General features: G+C 64.9%; 16 protein-coding genes. 7 read left to right on the top strand and 9 right to left on the bottom strand.

Features of this window, described 5'->3' with window-relative positions; translation table 11 throughout:
- Positions 1-70: 70 nt before the first annotated feature.
- Complete coding sequence (locus tag AC1Q7F_RS19170; protein ID WP_492509779.1) at positions 71-421, bottom strand: helix-turn-helix domain-containing protein; 351 nt, start codon at positions 419-421, stop codon at positions 71-73.
- 227 nt (positions 422-648) lie between these two features.
- Here AC1Q7F_RS19170 and AC1Q7F_RS19165 point away from each other — a divergent pair, with 227 nt between their 5' ends.
- Positions 649-996 carry a hypothetical protein gene (locus AC1Q7F_RS19165; protein ID WP_492509777.1) on the top strand — a complete coding sequence of 116 codons (348 nt, stop codon included), beginning with the start codon at positions 649-651 and terminating at the stop codon, positions 994-996.
- A 2-nt stretch (positions 997-998) separates the two neighbouring features.
- Complete coding sequence (locus AC1Q7F_RS19160) at positions 999-1,241, top strand: hypothetical protein (RefSeq protein ID WP_492509776.1); 243 nt, start codon at positions 999-1,001, stop codon at positions 1,239-1,241.
- Between the two features lie 443 nt (positions 1,242-1,684).
- On the opposite strand, the gene scpA is transcribed toward AC1Q7F_RS19160, so the two are convergent.
- From scpA to AC1Q7F_RS19135, 5 genes are all read right to left on the bottom strand, one after another.
- The gene (gene scpA, locus AC1Q7F_RS19155; protein ID WP_492509774.1) at positions 1,685-3,835 is read right to left on the bottom strand and encodes a methylmalonyl-CoA mutase; all 2,151 of its coding nucleotides are present in this window, start codon (positions 3,833-3,835) and stop codon (positions 1,685-1,687) included.
- Positions 3,836-3,875: 40 nt separating this feature from the next.
- Positions 3,876-4,292, bottom strand: a complete 417-nt coding sequence (locus AC1Q7F_RS19150; RefSeq protein ID WP_492509772.1) for a type II toxin-antitoxin system HicB family antitoxin — start codon at positions 4,290-4,292, stop codon at positions 3,876-3,878.
- Complete coding sequence (locus tag AC1Q7F_RS19145) at positions 4,292-4,474, bottom strand: type II toxin-antitoxin system HicA family toxin (RefSeq protein WP_492509770.1); 183 nt, start codon at positions 4,472-4,474, stop codon at positions 4,292-4,294. Before AC1Q7F_RS19145 ends, AC1Q7F_RS19150 begins: the two co-directional genes overlap by 1 nt.
- 60 nt (positions 4,475-4,534) lie before the next feature.
- The gene (locus AC1Q7F_RS19140) at positions 4,535-6,535 is read right to left on the bottom strand and encodes an acetyl-CoA carboxylase biotin carboxylase subunit (protein ID WP_492509768.1); all 2,001 of its coding nucleotides are present in this window, start codon (positions 6,533-6,535) and stop codon (positions 4,535-4,537) included.
- A 185-nt stretch (positions 6,536-6,720) separates the two neighbouring features.
- Positions 6,721-8,253: an acyl-CoA carboxylase subunit beta gene (locus tag AC1Q7F_RS19135; protein WP_492509766.1), complete on the bottom strand. Its 1,533-nt coding sequence runs from the start codon at positions 8,251-8,253 to the stop codon at positions 6,721-6,723.
- A 226-nt stretch (positions 8,254-8,479) separates the two neighbouring features.
- Here AC1Q7F_RS19135 and AC1Q7F_RS19130 point away from each other — a divergent pair, with 226 nt between their 5' ends.
- From AC1Q7F_RS19130 to AC1Q7F_RS19120, 3 genes are read left to right on the top strand one after another with little or no spacing between them, the layout of a single operon-like run.
- Positions 8,480-8,731, top strand: a complete 252-nt coding sequence (locus AC1Q7F_RS19130; protein ID WP_492509764.1) for an AbrB/MazE/SpoVT family DNA-binding domain-containing protein — start codon at positions 8,480-8,482, stop codon at positions 8,729-8,731.
- Positions 8,728-9,129 (top strand): type II toxin-antitoxin system VapC family toxin, encoded by a 402-nt coding sequence (locus tag AC1Q7F_RS19125; RefSeq protein ID WP_492509762.1) that lies wholly within the window; start codon positions 8,728-8,730, stop codon positions 9,127-9,129. Before AC1Q7F_RS19130 ends, AC1Q7F_RS19125 begins: the two co-directional genes overlap by 4 nt.
- Positions 9,130-9,152: 23 nt before the next feature.
- Entirely contained in the window at positions 9,153-10,574 is a 1,422-nt protein-coding gene (locus AC1Q7F_RS19120; RefSeq protein WP_492509760.1) for a helix-turn-helix domain-containing protein, read from the top strand.
- 27 nt (positions 10,575-10,601) lie between these two features.
- Here the strand turns inward: AC1Q7F_RS19120 and AC1Q7F_RS19115 are convergent, their stop codons facing one another.
- On the bottom strand, positions 10,602-10,808 hold the full coding sequence (locus tag AC1Q7F_RS19115; RefSeq protein WP_492509758.1) for a helix-turn-helix domain-containing protein: 207 nt from the start codon (positions 10,806-10,808) through the stop codon (positions 10,602-10,604).
- Between the two features lie 215 nt (positions 10,809-11,023).
- Between AC1Q7F_RS19115 and AC1Q7F_RS19110 the strand changes: the two genes are divergently transcribed.
- Positions 11,024-12,070, top strand: coding sequence for an SH3 domain-containing protein (locus tag AC1Q7F_RS19110; RefSeq protein ID WP_492509756.1), 1,047 nt, complete (start codon positions 11,024-11,026; stop codon positions 12,068-12,070).
- Between the two features lie 56 nt (positions 12,071-12,126).
- On the opposite strand, the gene AC1Q7F_RS19105 is transcribed toward AC1Q7F_RS19110, so the two are convergent.
- Positions 12,127-12,564 (bottom strand): YbjN domain-containing protein, encoded by a 438-nt coding sequence (locus AC1Q7F_RS19105; RefSeq protein ID WP_492509754.1) that lies wholly within the window; start codon positions 12,562-12,564, stop codon positions 12,127-12,129.
- Between the two features lie 102 nt (positions 12,565-12,666).
- Positions 12,667-13,380: a hypothetical protein gene (locus tag AC1Q7F_RS19100; RefSeq protein ID WP_492509752.1), complete on the bottom strand. Its 714-nt coding sequence runs from the start codon at positions 13,378-13,380 to the stop codon at positions 12,667-12,669.
- 384 nt (positions 13,381-13,764) lie between these two features.
- On the opposite strand from AC1Q7F_RS19100, the gene AC1Q7F_RS19095 reads away from it, so the two are divergent.
- The gene (locus tag AC1Q7F_RS19095) at positions 13,765-14,772 is read left to right on the top strand and encodes a linear amide C-N hydrolase (protein WP_492509750.1); all 1,008 of its coding nucleotides are present in this window, start codon (positions 13,765-13,767) and stop codon (positions 14,770-14,772) included.
- Positions 14,773-14,973: the final 201 nt, after the last annotated feature.

Here is a 14,973-nt window from a genome sequence, read left to right as displayed (position 1 = left end):
GACAGGTCAGGCATGTGGCTCCTGGAGCTCGCTTTCACCGCGATGACGAAAGGGGCGGCGGCTGGGAAGCTCAGGTCTGGCGCGTCACATATCCCAGCAAACTCTCCGCCTGCTCCACCGCCACTTCCAACAAATCCCGGTCGAGTTGCCGCACCGTCGTCAGCAGACGGCTTTCCAGCCGTTGGCGGATGGCGTCGGGGGCAGGCGCGGTGCCCATGTAATCCAGTAATTCCCAGACCTGGACTTCCAGGGCGGTGCGCAGGGCGTCGATCGTGTCGAGGCCGGGCAGGTTGATGCCGCGTTCCAGGTTGGAGATGGCTTCGGGAGACAGCTCGGTCATCTCAGCCAGCTTTTCCTGGCTGTAGCCGCGTTGATTGCGAAGCTGCTTCAGTCGGAGTCCGAAACGGATATCAGTGCTCATACCGGATCATACTACGGCATCCAACCCTCAGAAACGCAGAATATTGCGTAACTTATGGATATTGACGTAGTATGCATCATGAACGCGAAGGTGCCACGGGTTGTGGGTGGGTTGTGGGTGAGCGGAGGCGAACCCGTGACCAAGCGACGGTGCCGGCAGATGTCAGGGCTCGCCTTCGGCTCGACCTGACCTACGCGATGATGCGCGCTCAGGCGAAGGAGGGATGGATGAGGCGGGAGCCGGGTGGTGGCGATACGCCGGTTCGGCGGCTGTATGAGCGGCTGGTTGATCTCAGCCTGCCCGTCTCCGGGCTGGAAGACGAGGCGCGGGCGGAGCGCAACCGGCAGCAGGCGGCACTGGTGGAGGAACTGGTGCGCGCACCGGCCCTGGGGCTGGAGGATGTGTGGCGGAAGGTCACCCTGGTGGGGGACCGGCTGCGCCAGGAGGGGCATACGCGCAGTTCGGCCTTTGGCGCGCTGACCCTGAAACTGCTGGACAGTGCCTGCGATGACCTGTCGGCCATGGCGTTGTTCGCGGCCGGGGGCGGGGATCGGTGGCGACAGGAGATGATCTGAGGATGGGGGGGAACGCCATCCCGGCCAGCGTGCGGGAATGGCACTGGCATGCCGTCTGTTGCGGCTGCGGCCGGTCTGTGCCGGCGCTGGACGGGACGGTGCGGTCGGTGCGCGACGTCGCCTGTGAACGGTGCGGCCAGCCAGTCTCGGCGGGCTGGGGCATGGTGCGGCGGCGCTGGGTCAGTGCTGCGTTGTGGTGGTGGCCATGGAGTTGGGGGAATGGCCGGTGGGAGACGGAGGGGTGAGCGGCGCTGTGGGCGGGCGCCTGTGGCTGGCGATGGGTCGGGCGCGTGGCCCCTGGGTCCCGGCTTGGCGCCGGGATGACGGGAAAAGGGGGGCTGGTTGGGGCGGGACTGGGTGGGCCGAAGCTGGGGCTGGCGGCGTGGTTCCCTCACCCTCCCGTCGGCGGGGGCCGACGGGCCCCTCCCTCTCCCACTTGCGTGGGCGAGGGGCGGTTATTGTGGGGAGGGATCAGGGGCGTTTGGCGTAGCGTATCGGTTTGATCCTGTGGCCCCTGGGTCCCGGCTTGGCGCCGGGATGACGGGAACAGGAGGGCTGGTTGGGGCGGGACTGGGTGGGCTGAAGCTGGGGCTGGCGGCGTCGTTCCCTCACCCTCCCGTCGGCGGGGGCCGACGGGCCCCTCCCTCTCCCACTTGCGTGGGCGAGGGGCGGTTATTATGGGGAGGGGTCAGGGGCGTTTGGCGCGGATCATCGCCATGATCTCCGCCGCCGCCTTGGGGATGTTGGTGCCGGGGCCGTAGATGGCCGATGCGCCGGCGTTCAGCAGGAAGTCGTAATCCTGGGGCGGGATGACGCCGCCGCAGACGATGAGGATGTCGCCGGCGCCCTGTGCCTTCAAGGCGGCGGCCAGTTGCGGGACCAGGGTCTTGTGGCCGGCGGCGAGGCTGGAGACGCCGACGACATGCACGTCGTTTTCGATGGCCTGGCGGGCGGCCTCCTCCGGCGTCTGGAACAGGGCGCCGACATCGACGTCGAAGCCGATATCGGCGAAGGCGGTGGCGATGACCTTGGCACCGCGGTCATGGCCGTCCTGGCCCATCTTCACCACCAGCATGCGGGGGCGGCGGCCCTCCGTCTCGGCGAAGTCGGCCACGTCCTTCTGGATCTGCGCGAAGCCGGCATCGCCCTCATAGGCCGCGCCATAGACGCCGGAGACGGAGCGGATGATGGCGCGATGCCTTGTGAACACCTCTTCCATGGCGTCGGAAATCTCCCCCACAGTGGCCCGCGCGCGGGCGGCGTCCACGGCCAGCGCCAGCAGGTTGCCGGATTTCTCGGCCGCCGCCTTGGTCAAGGCCGCCAGGGTGTCGCGGACCTTGGATTCATCGCGGCTGCTGCGGATGCGGTGCAGCAGGGCCACCTGGGCCTCGCGCACGGCGGTATTGTCGATGTCCAGCACGTCCACCTTTTCCGGGTTTTGGGGACGGTACTTGTTGACGCCGACGATGACTTCCTCGCCCCGGTCGATGCGGGCCTGACGCCGTGCGGCGGCTTCCTCGATCATCAGCTTGGGCAGGCCGCTTTCCACGGCCTTGGTCATGCCGCCCATATCCTCGACTTGGGTAATCAGCTTTTCGGCGGCCTCGGCCAGGGATGCGGTCAGGTGTTCGACATAATAGCTGCCGCCCAGGGGGTCGACGACGTGGGGGATGCGGGTTTCCTCGGCGATGATCAACTGGGTGTTGCGGGCGATGCGGGCGGAAAACGGGGTGGGCAGGCCCAGGGCCTCGTCAAAGCTGTTGGTGTGCAGGGACTGGGTGCCGCCCATGATGGCGGCCATGGCCTCAATCGTCGTGCGGATGACGTTGTTGTAGGGGTCCTGCTCGGTCAAGGACACGCCCGAGGTCTGGCAATGGGTGCGGAGCGCCAGGGAGCGGACATCCTTGGGCTGGAAATGCTTGTCCATCAGCTTGGCCCAGAGCAGGCGGGCGGCGCGCAGCTTCGCCACCTCCATGAAGAAGTCCATGCCGATGGCGAAGAAGAAGGACAGGCGCGGGGCGAATTTGTCCACGTTCAGGCCCTTGGCCAGGGCGGCGCGGACATATTCCAGGCCGTCGGCCAGGGTAAAGGCCAGTTCCTGCACCGCCGTGGCCCCGGCCTCCTGCATATGATAGCCGGAGATGGAGATGGAGTTGAACTTGGGCATGTGGTTGGCCGTATATTCGATGATATCGGCGATGATCCGCATGCTGGGTTCGGGCGGGTAGATATAGGTGTTGCGGACCATGAACTCCTTCAGAATGTCATTCTGAATGGTCCCGGAGAGCTTGGCCGTGTCCACACCCTGTTCCTCGCCGGCCACGATATACATGGCCAGGATGGGCAGCACGGCGCCGTTCATGGTCATGGAGACGGACATCTTGTCGAGCGGGATGCCGTCGAACAGGATTTTCATGTCCTCCACGCTGTCAATCGCCACGCCGGCCTTGCCGACATCGCCCACGACGCGGGGATGGTCGCTGTCATAGCCGCGATGGGTGGCCAGGTCGAAGGCCACGGACAGGCCCATCTGCCCTGCGGCCAGATTGGCGCGGTAGAATTTGTTGCTGGCCTCGGCCGTGGAGAAGCCAGCGTACTGGCGGATGGTCCAGGGCTTCACCGCATACATGGTGGCGCGGGGGCCGCGCGTGAAGGGCGCGAAGCCGGGCAGGGTGCCGGTGGTCTCCAGGCCTTCCAGGTCTTCGGCCGTGTAGAGCGGCTTGACCGCCAGCCCTTCCGCCGTCGTGCGGGTCAGGTCGGAGAGCTGGGCATCCTTGCCGGCATCCTTCGTGGCCAGGGCTTCCCAGTCGGCGAGGGTCTTGGCGGGGAACTGGGTCATAGGAGGGCTCCGGAAGGCGGCATCTGGGCCGGAATTGGTATCAGGGGGTGGTGGAAAGGCCCAATTCATGGGCATGCAGGGTCAGTTCGGTGATCAGGCCGCCCCGGCTTTTGTGCCGGGCGGCGGCCAGATCATCCAGGCGGCGCAGCACGCGGCGGGGCAGGGTGATGTTCACCCGCTCAATCGTGTCATCGGCTACGACATCGTCCAGGTCGATGATGCCAACGGTCCAGCCCGCATAATCGGGCAAGGCGGTCAGCGCCGAGAGCGGGGACGGGGCGGGAATGGTTCCGCCTGCGTCCAGCGTGGCGTCGATCCAGGCCGAGGCCGCCTCCTTGGCGGCGTCCAGGGCCTCGTCCAGCGTGTCACCCGCCGAGAAACAGCCGGGCAGGTCGGGCACCACAACGCCAAAGGCGCTGTTGTCACTGCCGGGTTCGATGAGGATGGGATAGCGCATCACACGAGACCTGCCTGTTTGCGGATTGCCTGAACCAAGCCTGTGCCGAGTTCCTTCTTCGGATGCGGCACGACCAGGATGCCGGGCCGATCCGGGTGCCGGAAGACGTGATGGGAACCGCGCACACGATCCAGCACCCAGCCTCCCTTCTGCACTTCCCGGATCAGATCGGCACTTCTCATGATGGGCAATCTACCTGTTGTGAAAAGGCAGTGTCAACGTTACACACTGACCCTGGGCGCTCACTCAAACTCGATGATCTTCTCATCCACCGCGAGGCTTGCCCCCTTGGCGGCGTGGACCTTTTTCACCGTGCCGTCGGCCTCGGCGCGCAGGATGTTTTCCATCTTCATGGCTTCCACCACCGCCAGTTCCTGACCGGCCTTCACGGCCTCGCCTTCCTTGACCGATACTGAGACCAGCAGGCCGGGCATGGGGGACAGCAGATATTTGGACATGTCGGGGGGCAGTTTCACCGGCATCAGCTCGGCCAGTTCGGCGGCGCGCGGGGTCAGGACGTCGACCACGAAGGCGAAGCCGCCATGGGTGAGGACCCACGACGTGCCCTTGATATCGACCTGCACGGTCATGGCGACGCCGGCGACGGTGCCTTCCCACAGGCTTTGGCCGATTTCCCAGTCGCCCAGGATGGTGTGCGGGCCGCTGTCCAGTGTGACGGTGGCGGCACCGCCGGCGAAGGACAGGTGGGCCTTGTGGTTCTGGCGGTCGGCACGGGCCACCCAGTCCTGGGCCACGTGGAAGGCATGGCCCGCCACTTGGCCCGAGATCATGGCGTCGCGGCTGGCGCGGCGGTGGTGCAGCACGGTGGCCAGGGCCAGCAGGCGGTCGCGCACGGCGGGGTCGGGCGTCAGGCCGTGGAAGCCGTCGGGGTATTCCTCCGCGATGAAGTTTGTGGTCAGGCGACCGTCGCGGAAGCGCTGCTTCTGCATCAGGGAGGTGAGGAAGGAGATATTGTGGCCCACGCCGCGGATCTGGAACCCGTCCAGCGCATCGGCCATGGTGTCGGTCGCCTGATCACGCGTGGGGGCCCAGGTGATCAGCTTGGCGATCATCGGATCGTAATACATGCTGATCTCACCACCCTCATACACGCCGGTATCGACGCGGACGATGGCGCCGTCCTCGCGCTTACCCTCCACCGGCGGGCGGTAGCGGGTGACGCGGCCGGTGGAGGGCAGGAAGCCACGGGTCGGCTCCTCGGCATAGACGCGGGCCTCCAGCGACCAGCCATGGATGCCGACATCTTCCTGGGTGAGGGGTAGATGTTCGCCAGCGGCCACGCGGATCATCAGTTCGACGAGGTCGAGGCCGGTGATCATTTCGGTCACCGGATGTTCGACCTGCAACCGCGTGTTCATTTCCAGGAAGTAGAAATTGCGGTCCTTGTCGACGATGAATTCCACGGTGCCGGCGGAGCGGTACTGCACCGCCTTGGCCAGCGCCACCGACTGTTCGCCCATGGCCTTGCGGGTGGCCGCATCCAGGAACGGCGACGGCGCTTCCTCGATCACCTTCTGGTGGCGGCGCTGGATCGAGCATTCACGCTCGTTCAGATAGACGGCGTTGCCATGGCTGTCGGCCAGCAGCTGAATTTCGATATGGCGCGGCTCGGTGATGTATTTCTCGATGAACACGCGGTCATCGGCGAAGGAGCTGCGTGCCTCATTGGTGGCGGAACGGAAGCCTTCCGCCACTTCGCCTTCATTCCAGGCCACGCGCATGCCCTTGCCGCCGCCGCCGGCGGATGCCTTGATCATCACGGGGAAGCCGATGTCACGCGCGATGCGGATCGCTTCCTCATCATCCTTGATGACGCCCAGGTAACCGGGAACGGTGGAGACGCCGGCGGCCTTGGCCAGCTTCTTGCTCTCGATCTTGTCGCCCATGGCGCCGATGGCGTGGACATCGGGGCCGATGAAGGTGATGCCGTTCTGCTTCAGCGCTTCGCAGAACGGGGCCTTTTCCGACAGGAAGCCGTAGCCGGGATGCACCGCCTCGGCGCCGGTCTGCTTGCAGGCCGCGATGATCTTGTCGGCGATCAGGTAGGATTGGGCCGAGGGGGCGGGGCCGATATGCACCGCCTCATCCGCCATCTCCACATGCAGCGCACCGGCATCGGCGTCGGAATAGACGGCCACCGTCTTGATGCCCATGCGGCGGGCGGTCTTGATGACGCGGCAGGCGATCTCGCCACGATTGGCGATGAGGATTTTCTTGAACATGGGCGGGGCCTCGTGCAGGGCGCTGTGCGTTCTGTGTTCTTTTCTCGTCATCCCGGCGAAAGCCGGGACCCAGGGCCACTGGATCAAACCTCACCGCTGCGTTTGGTCGAAGCGGCGGGCAGGTCGGGCGCTTGGCCCCTGGGTCCCGGCTTGCGCCGGGATGACGAAAAGAGGGCGGCGTCGGGTCAAAGCGGCAGATTGTCGTGCTTTTTCCAGGGGTTCTGGAGCTGCTTGTTCTTCAGCATCGACAAGGCCTTGCACAGGCGGCGGCGGGTGTTGTGGGGCATGATGACATCGTCGATATAGCCACGGCCTGCCGCCACGAAGGGATTGGCGAATTTCTGGCGATATTCCTCGGTCCGTGCCTCGATCTTGGCGGCGTCGCCGATATCGGCGCGGAAGATGATCTCCACCGCCCCTTTCGGCCCCATCACCGCGATTTCCGCCGTCGGCCAGGCATAGTTGACGTCGCCGCGCAGATGCTTGGACGCCATCACGTCATAGGCACCACCATAGGCCTTGCGGGTGATCAGGGTGACCTTGGGCACGGTCGCCTCCGCATAGGCGAACAGCAGTTTCGCGCCATGCTTGATGATGCCGTTATATTCCTGGCTCGTGCCGGGCAGGAAGCCGGGGACATCCACCAGGGTGACGATGGGGATGTTGAAGGCATCACAAAAGCGGACAAAGCGGGCGGCCTTGATGGCGCTGTCGATGTCGAGACAGCCGGCCAGGACCATGGGCTGGTTGGCCACGAAACCGACGGTCGAGCCCTGCATGCGGGCAAAGCCGGTGATGATGTTCTTGGCATATTCCGGCTGAATCTCGAAGAAATCGCCCTCGTCCACGATCTTGGCGATCAGTTCCTTCATATCATAGGGCTTGTTGGGATTGGCCGGGATCAGGGTATCCAGGCTCATCTCCGGCCGGTCGGCAAGGTCCGGCGTGGGGCGCGAGGGCGGCTTTTCCCGGTTCGACAGCGGCAGGAAATCCACCAGGCGGCGGGTTTCCAGCAGCGCCTGCACGTCATTCTCAAAGGCCAGATCGGCCACACCGGACTTGGAGGAATGGGTGATGGCCCCGCCCAGTTCTTCGGCCGTCACCACCTCATGCGTCACCGTCTTCACCACGTCGGGGCCGGTGACGAACATGTAGGAACTATCCTTCACCATGAAGATGAAGTCGGTCATGGCCGGGCTGTACACGGCACCACCGGCACACGGGCCCATGATCAGGCTGATCTGCGGCACGACGCCGGATGCCAGGACATTGCGCTGGAACACTTCGGCATAGCCGCCGAGGCTGGCCACCCCTTCCTGAATGCGGGCACCGCCGCTGTCATTCAGGCCGATGACGGGCGCACCCACCTTCAGGGCCTGATCCATGATCTTGCAGATCTTCTCGGCATGCGCCTCCGACAGGGAGCCGCCGAAGACCGTGAAATCCTGGGAGAAGACGAAGACCAGGCGGCCATTGATGGTGCCATGGCCGGTGACCACGCCATCGCCGGGGACCTTCTGCGCCGCCATGCCGAAATCGGCGCAGCGATGCTCGACAAACATGTCCCATTCTTCGAACGAGCCGTCATCCAGCAGGATCTCAATGCGCTCCCGCGCTGTCAGCTTGCCCTTGGCATGGTGGCTGGCGATGCGCTTCTCCCCGCCACCCTGACGGGCGCCGGAGCGCATTTCTTCCAGCTTCAACAGCACGTCCTGCATTTGTATCCGCCCCGGTCGATGGTTGTCGGTAGGTTGGGCGGAGTTTGCAAATTATGCTGCATCAGGGGAAGGCGTAGATAGGTGCATAAATGCGAAGGCGAGCCGTGTGGATTGCAAATTTTGCAAATTCGCAAATCGGCGTATAGAAGAGATCGGCAGGGCATGGCTGCGTTGAAGTAAGGCATTTTTTGCCTTACTATCCCCGTGATCATATCGGGAGGTGATGATGGGCACGATGCTGACAGTGACGTCCAAAGGCCAGGTTACCTTCCGCAAGGATGTGCTGGAGCATTTGGGGGCGGCACCGGGCGATCAGCTGGAGGTGGAGATGCTGCCGTCCGGCCGGGTCGAAGTACGGGCAGCGCCCAAGCAAGGGATCGACAGCTTTATCGGCTGCCTGCAATCCCCTCTGCCAGAGGCCCCCTCCGTCGAGCAGATGAACGAGGCCATCGCGGCGGGATGGGCAGGCAAGCGGTGAATATCACGGCGGACACCAATGTGCTGGTCCGGGCGGCGATGATGGATGACCCGGTCCAGTCCGTCCGGGCGGCGCGTCTGTTGACCGAAAGCGCGACGGTCACGGTGACATTGCTGTCGCTGTGCGAGTTCGTATGGGTCCTGCAAGCCGTCTATCGCAAGGAGAGCCGGGAGATCGCGGCCGCCATCGGCCGTTTGCTGGCCGTCCCGAAAATTCGTACCGACAAGCCGGCGGTGGAAGCCGGGCTGGTCGTGCTTGAAGCCGGTGGTGATTTCGCAGATGGGGTCATCGCGCATTGCGGTGCTGCCGATGGCGGCGATGTCTTCGCCAGCTTTGATCGGCGTGCGTTGAAGCTGGTGGCCCGGGGCGGGCGCCAGGTTCTGGATCTGAACCTGTGATGGCCCCGGAGGGGGATTGAGCAATGACCGCCAAGATCTATGCCGGGGAACGTATCCGCCGCCTGCGCGAGACGCGCGGCATCAGCCAGGCGCAGCTGGCCGCGGCCGTGGGGCTGTCCACCTCCTATCTGAACCAGATCGAGAATAACCAGCGGCCCTTGTCGGCGGCCGCCGTCATCCGGCTGTCGACCTATTTCGCGGTGGAGCCCAGCCATTTCGCCGATGACAGCGACACAAGGCTGGCGTCGGAGCTGCGCGAGCTGCTGGGCGATCCGCTGTTTGCCGATGAGGCGGTGACATTCGCCGGCATCCGTGACGCGGTGCGGGCCGCACCCGGCATCATGGGGCAGTTCCTGAAGCTCTATCGCGCCTATCAAGGTTTGGACGAGGAATATAAGGGGCTGGTCGACAAGATGGGCGGGGACGAGACGGCCATCGGGCCGGCGGCCTTTCCCTATGACGAGGTGCGCGATTTCGTGCAGCAGCAGCGCAACCATTTCGCCACGCTGGACCATGCGGCCGAAGACCTGTTCGAGGGCGGGCATTTCTCCAAGGACCGGCTGCTGGAACATCTGGCTCAGCATCTGGCCGACCGGCACGGGGTGACCATCCGGGTCTCGCCCCTGCTGGCCCGCCATGACGTGCTGTGGCGCTATGATCCCGACGACCGGGAATTGCTGGTATCGGAAGGCACGCCGCGCGAGAGCCGGACATTCTTCGCGGCCCACCAGATCGCGCTGCTGGATTACGGGGTGGAGCTGGAAAGGCTGGTGGCCGAGGCCGGGCTGTCCAGCATCGAGGCGCGGTCGATCCTGCGGGTGGGGTTGGCGAATTATTTCGCCGGCGCCCTGATCCTGCCCTACAAGCGCTTCCTGACCGAGGCGCAGCGCATGCGGTACGATATCGACCGGCTGTCGGCGCATTTCAATGTCAGTTTCGAGCAGGTGTGCCACCGCCTGTCCACCATGCAGCGGCCGGGCATGCCGGGCGTGCCCTTCTATTTCGTGAAGGTGGACATGGCCGGCAATATCGCCAAACGGTCCAGCGCCACACGGTTCCAGTTCGCGCGGTTCGGCGGGGCTTGCCCGCTGTGGAACGTGCATCAGGCCTTTGCCCAGCCGGGGCGGATATTGGTGCAGCAGGCGCGGATGCCGGATGGCGCCACATATCTGTGCATCGCGCGCACCGTGGTGGCCAAGGGCAATTCATATCTGTCGCGGCCGCGCGAGTCGGCGGTTGGTCTGGGCTGCGAGATCGCGTATGCCGATCAGGTGGTCTATTCGGCCGGGCTGGATCTGCGCGATGTGGATGCGGCCGTGCCCATCGGGTCCAACTGCAAGGTCTGTGACCGGCTGGAATGCCGTCACCGCGCCTTCCCGCCCATCGGCAAGGCGCTGCGCGTGGATGCGCATGAGCGGCGTGTGGTGCCGTACAGCGTCAGTTGAGGGGGGGCGCTGACGTCCACCCGCGACCTATGGCTGTATATCCAGGGTGATCGTGTGGCTGGCCATGGCCAGGGCCACCGCATGGGTGCGGTTATTGGCCCGCAGCTTGCCGGCCGCGGCCCCCAGATGCTGTTCCACGGTGCGCCGGCTGATCCCCAGGATCACGCCCGTCTCATGCGCCGTCTTGCCCTGCGCCGCCCAGCGCAGGCAATCGATTTCCTTTGCCGACAACATATCCCCGTTCCCCGGTGCTGTTCCTGTCCGGACCAGCATTTCTTGATAGATGAAGGTCATATCCGTAAAACTACGGATTGATAATGATAAAATCAATACTGCACTATTCAGATCAAGAACGTATGCGGTTGAATACTCTATTCAACGAAAGCTTCCAGCATCCGTGACATTTGTCACGCGGATGACAGTTGTATTTTTGGTCAAAGGGGATGGTGATGGGGAAGAATGTTGTCACGAGGCTGGGCGCCCTGTTGGCGGCGGCCGGTCTGCTGTCGGGTTGCGTGTCGTCGGGCACGAAGCTGGGCAGCGGCGGGTCCATGGTGTCCGGGTCGGGCGGGGCGGCCGGCACCCAGGCCGCGACGCAGTTGATCAAGTGCGACCGCCCGCTGGGCACTGCCGCCCTGGTGGAAGAGGATATTCCCGGCCTGGCGCAGGCCGGCCTGACCTCTCCCGTGCCGCTGCTGCGCCTGATGATGACGCAGTCGGGCTGTTTCCGCGTCGTCGATCGCGGCCAGGCCCTGCAGCGCATGCAGCAGGAGCGGGCGCTGGCCGCCGGTGGCACCCTGCAGGGCGGATCGAATGTCGGTGGCGGCCAGATGGTGGCGGCCGATTTCCTGATCACCCCCAACGTCATTTTCCAGGACAGCAATGCCGGCGGCAGCGGCGCCGGGCTGGGTGCCTTCCTGCCCGGCATCGCGGGTGTGGTTGCGGGTGCCATCAAGACCACGAACCTGCAGGCCCAGACCATGCTGACCCTGACCGATGTCCGCACCGGCGTGCAGGAAGCGGTGGCGGAAGGCTCCGCCCAGCACAAGGATGTCGGCTTCGCCTTTGGCGCCGGCGGGCTGGGCGCCTTGCCCATCGGCGGGCTGGGCGGGTCCTATGCCTCCACCGATATCGGCAAGGTGGTGGCCGCCGCCTTCCTGGATGCGCATAACAAGCTGGTGGAGCAGGTGCGCGCCATGCCGGCCATCCAGGCCAAGCTGGCGGCCCCGGCCGCCACCCAGGCCGCCCCGCCGCCGGCCCCGGCCAGCACCGCCGTTGCCGTGATCCCGGCCCTGGTGGCGGGCAATGCCTATAAGGTGGTGACCAACCTGAACCTGCGCGGCGGGCCGTCCACCAATGATCCGGTGATCGGCAAGCTGACCGCGGGCGAGAGCGTCACCGCCGTGGGTGAGCAGAATGCCGGCTGGTGGAAGGTGACCAATGGTGCCGGCCAGACCGGCTGGGTCTCCGCCCGCAATCTGCGTCCGGGCGGGTGAGCGTGGCCTGTTGAGCGAGACGGGGTCCGGCGGTGGTGCCGGGCCCCTTTTCATTGTCAGCTGTTGCCGGCGACCCCGCCATGGGCGGTGCGCAGGAAGTTCAGCGCCTCCACCACCAGCCGGCCCCAGAGTTCGAGACTGGCCAGGATCTGGTCGCCGGATATCCCCACGGACAGGCAATCCATGTCCAGCACCAGGAAATCATCGCGCAAGGACAGGCGGGCGAAGCGCTTGTGTCGGTTCCACTGGTTCAGCAGGCTGGCATCGAACTTCTCCTGCACCTGGAACATCAGGTTGAAATTAAAGTCGCCATAGCGCCCGGCCGCCGGGTCGATCAGGGCGCCGGGGCGGACATTGAAGGTCAGGCCGCCGATGGCCGACCGCAGCACGGGCGATCCCGATTGTGTCAGATCCGGTTCGGCCGGCAGGCCCAGCCGCGCCATCGCGGCCTCCAGGTCGGCCAGCGTCACGCCGCGCAACAGATTGTCCAGCATCCGATGATCCTTTCCCAGCCGGGCGCGTTTCATTGCGGCGGGACCATGCAACGGGCAGGGGGCGGGTGGCAATCATTTCGGTTCGGTGCGGCGTCGAGGGGGTCAGAAGCTGGTGCGCAGGCCGGCGAAACCCGTCAGGTACAGGCCGGGCCGCCCCGGTTGGCCCGTGAAGCCCGCAACCTGGGTATAGAAGCGCAGCACACGGCGCCAGCGCGGGCCGGTGGTGGCCCAGGGCTGGTACGTCACCTCCACCCAGGGGTTCAGGCCGGAGAAACTGTCGGCGGCGGCACCATCGCCTTTCCGTGTCCAATAGGCCATGGCGACAAGGTCGATGACCAGCCTGCCCTGGTCCAGACGGATATTCCGCTCCGCCGCAATGTGGAAACTGTCATAGGCGCGGTTGAAGCGGTTGATGAACCGCACCCCCTCATAGCCCGCGAAGAAGCGCAGGTCGTCGGACGCGTAATGGATGATGTCCTGGTAAAGCGCCAAGGCCGGATGCCCATCCTCGATCCGCATGCCGTAATCGGTGAAGCCGGCCAGTTCATCGGTGAGGCGGTAGAAGGTGCCGGCGGTGAGGTTGATGACCCGGCCGGCGGCCTCGTCGGGTTTGGACCGGTCGAGCGAATGGAAGATGCCCAGATGCAGGCGGCCGAGATCGGGGATGTGTTCGCTGTAGACGCTGCCGCAGACGGGCGACGCGGTGAGGATGATGCCGGGGCGATAAAGATCAGGGCCGCAGCGCAGGTCTGTGGTCTGCGCGGCGGCGGGGAGGGTGACGGCCAGGGTGGTGAGGAGGGCGAGGGGGAGGCGCAAGGGGGTGGTCCTTGGGGGGAATGACCCAGGGATATTCGCATGGCGGAGGGGGAAGGTTACAGGGACAAGGTGCCCCGGGGCGGCGGGTTTGCCCTGGTATCGGCCTTGCCGTCAACTGCGCGCCATTCTCGCCATGCTGCCAAACCTGCATGCGGAATGCGCCAGTGGCGGTGCCTGGATCGCAACTGCATGGTCAAGGCCATCTCCGCCCGCCCGGCGCCGTGGTAGTCCGTCGGAGTCGAAATGGCCAAAAACACAACCGATCAGAAATTTTCTGGCTATCCTGTTTTATAGTTTTGATTGTAAATCATTTTGCATCTGGCTATAAAATACAGCCTTAGCGTGAAGGATGGCGCCACAAACGATCCAGAGGAGGGAATAGCCATGTGCACACATTTCCTGCTGACGACGGCCGACAACAAGATCCGGGTGGTCGGACGCAGCCAGGAGTTCGGCGACCCGTTGCATTCCAAGGTGCTGATCCGCGCCCCCGGGCACAGCTTCGCGCTGGGCGTGGGGCATGAGGATGCGCAGACCGTCACCCCCCGTTACGGTTATGTCGGGGCCAGCAGTTTCGGGTTGCCGCTGGTCAGCGACGGGCTGAACACCGCCGGCCTGTCGGCCGGCATGCTGTGGATGCCGGGCACGGTCTATCAGCAGTCCTTGCCGGGCGCCGTCAATGTGCAGCCCTATGCCTTCGTCGATTACGTGCTGGCGCATTTCGCCACGGTCGATGAGGTGCGCGAGGCCTTTGCCGGCGACAAGCTGCGCGTCGTGGCCAGCAAGCTGCTGGCCGACCAGCTGCCGCAGCATTTCCCCATCGTCGATGCCACGGGTGCCAGCATCGTGGTCGAATTCGAAGATGGCCAGGCGATCGTCCGCGACAATCCTGTGGGCATCTGCACCAACCGGCCCTTCCTGCCGTGGCACTACGACAATCTGGCCAACTATGCCGGCCTGACGGCCTGGGATCCGAAAATGCCGGAAATTAACGGCTACGCCCCGGTCATGAACGGCCATGGCAGCGGCCTGCGCGGCATTCCCGGCGACTATACCCCGCCCTCGCGCTTCGTGCGCACGGCCTATCTGCGCCAATGGGCCGAGCCCCCCACATCGGCCGAGGAGGCTGTGCAACTGGCCTTTCACCTGCTGAACAATGTCGACATCGCCAAGGGCACGGTGCGATCACTCAACCACAAGGGCGAGGAGGAGCAGGACTACACCCAATGGATCGTGGTGAAGGACCTGACCAACCGCGAACTGCGGTTCCGCACCTATGAAAGCCCGCTGGTCTATCGCATTTCCCTGCCGGGGCTGAATTTCGAGCGCCTCAACCACAAGCAGCTGCCGATCCCGACGGCCCCCACCGCGCTCGAGCTGCTGCCGGCTTGAGGCCTGGCCCAAGATTGGCAACGTCCGCCCGTGATGCCCCGCATCACCGGAACGCCGTACCTGACAGCGTTCCGACGACCGGCACGAGCGTCATGGCTTCGGTCCGCGTCAAGGGGACGACATGAAGGGGAAAAGCCCCGCCAAGCAGAAAAAGCAGAAACGTTCCATCTGTCCACCAGACCTCGGTTTGGCGGACGGGGC

The organism is Niveispirillum sp. GW835-FHT14G11, from assembly GCF_058793615.1.
This window is presented reverse-complemented; position numbering and strand designations above follow the sequence as displayed.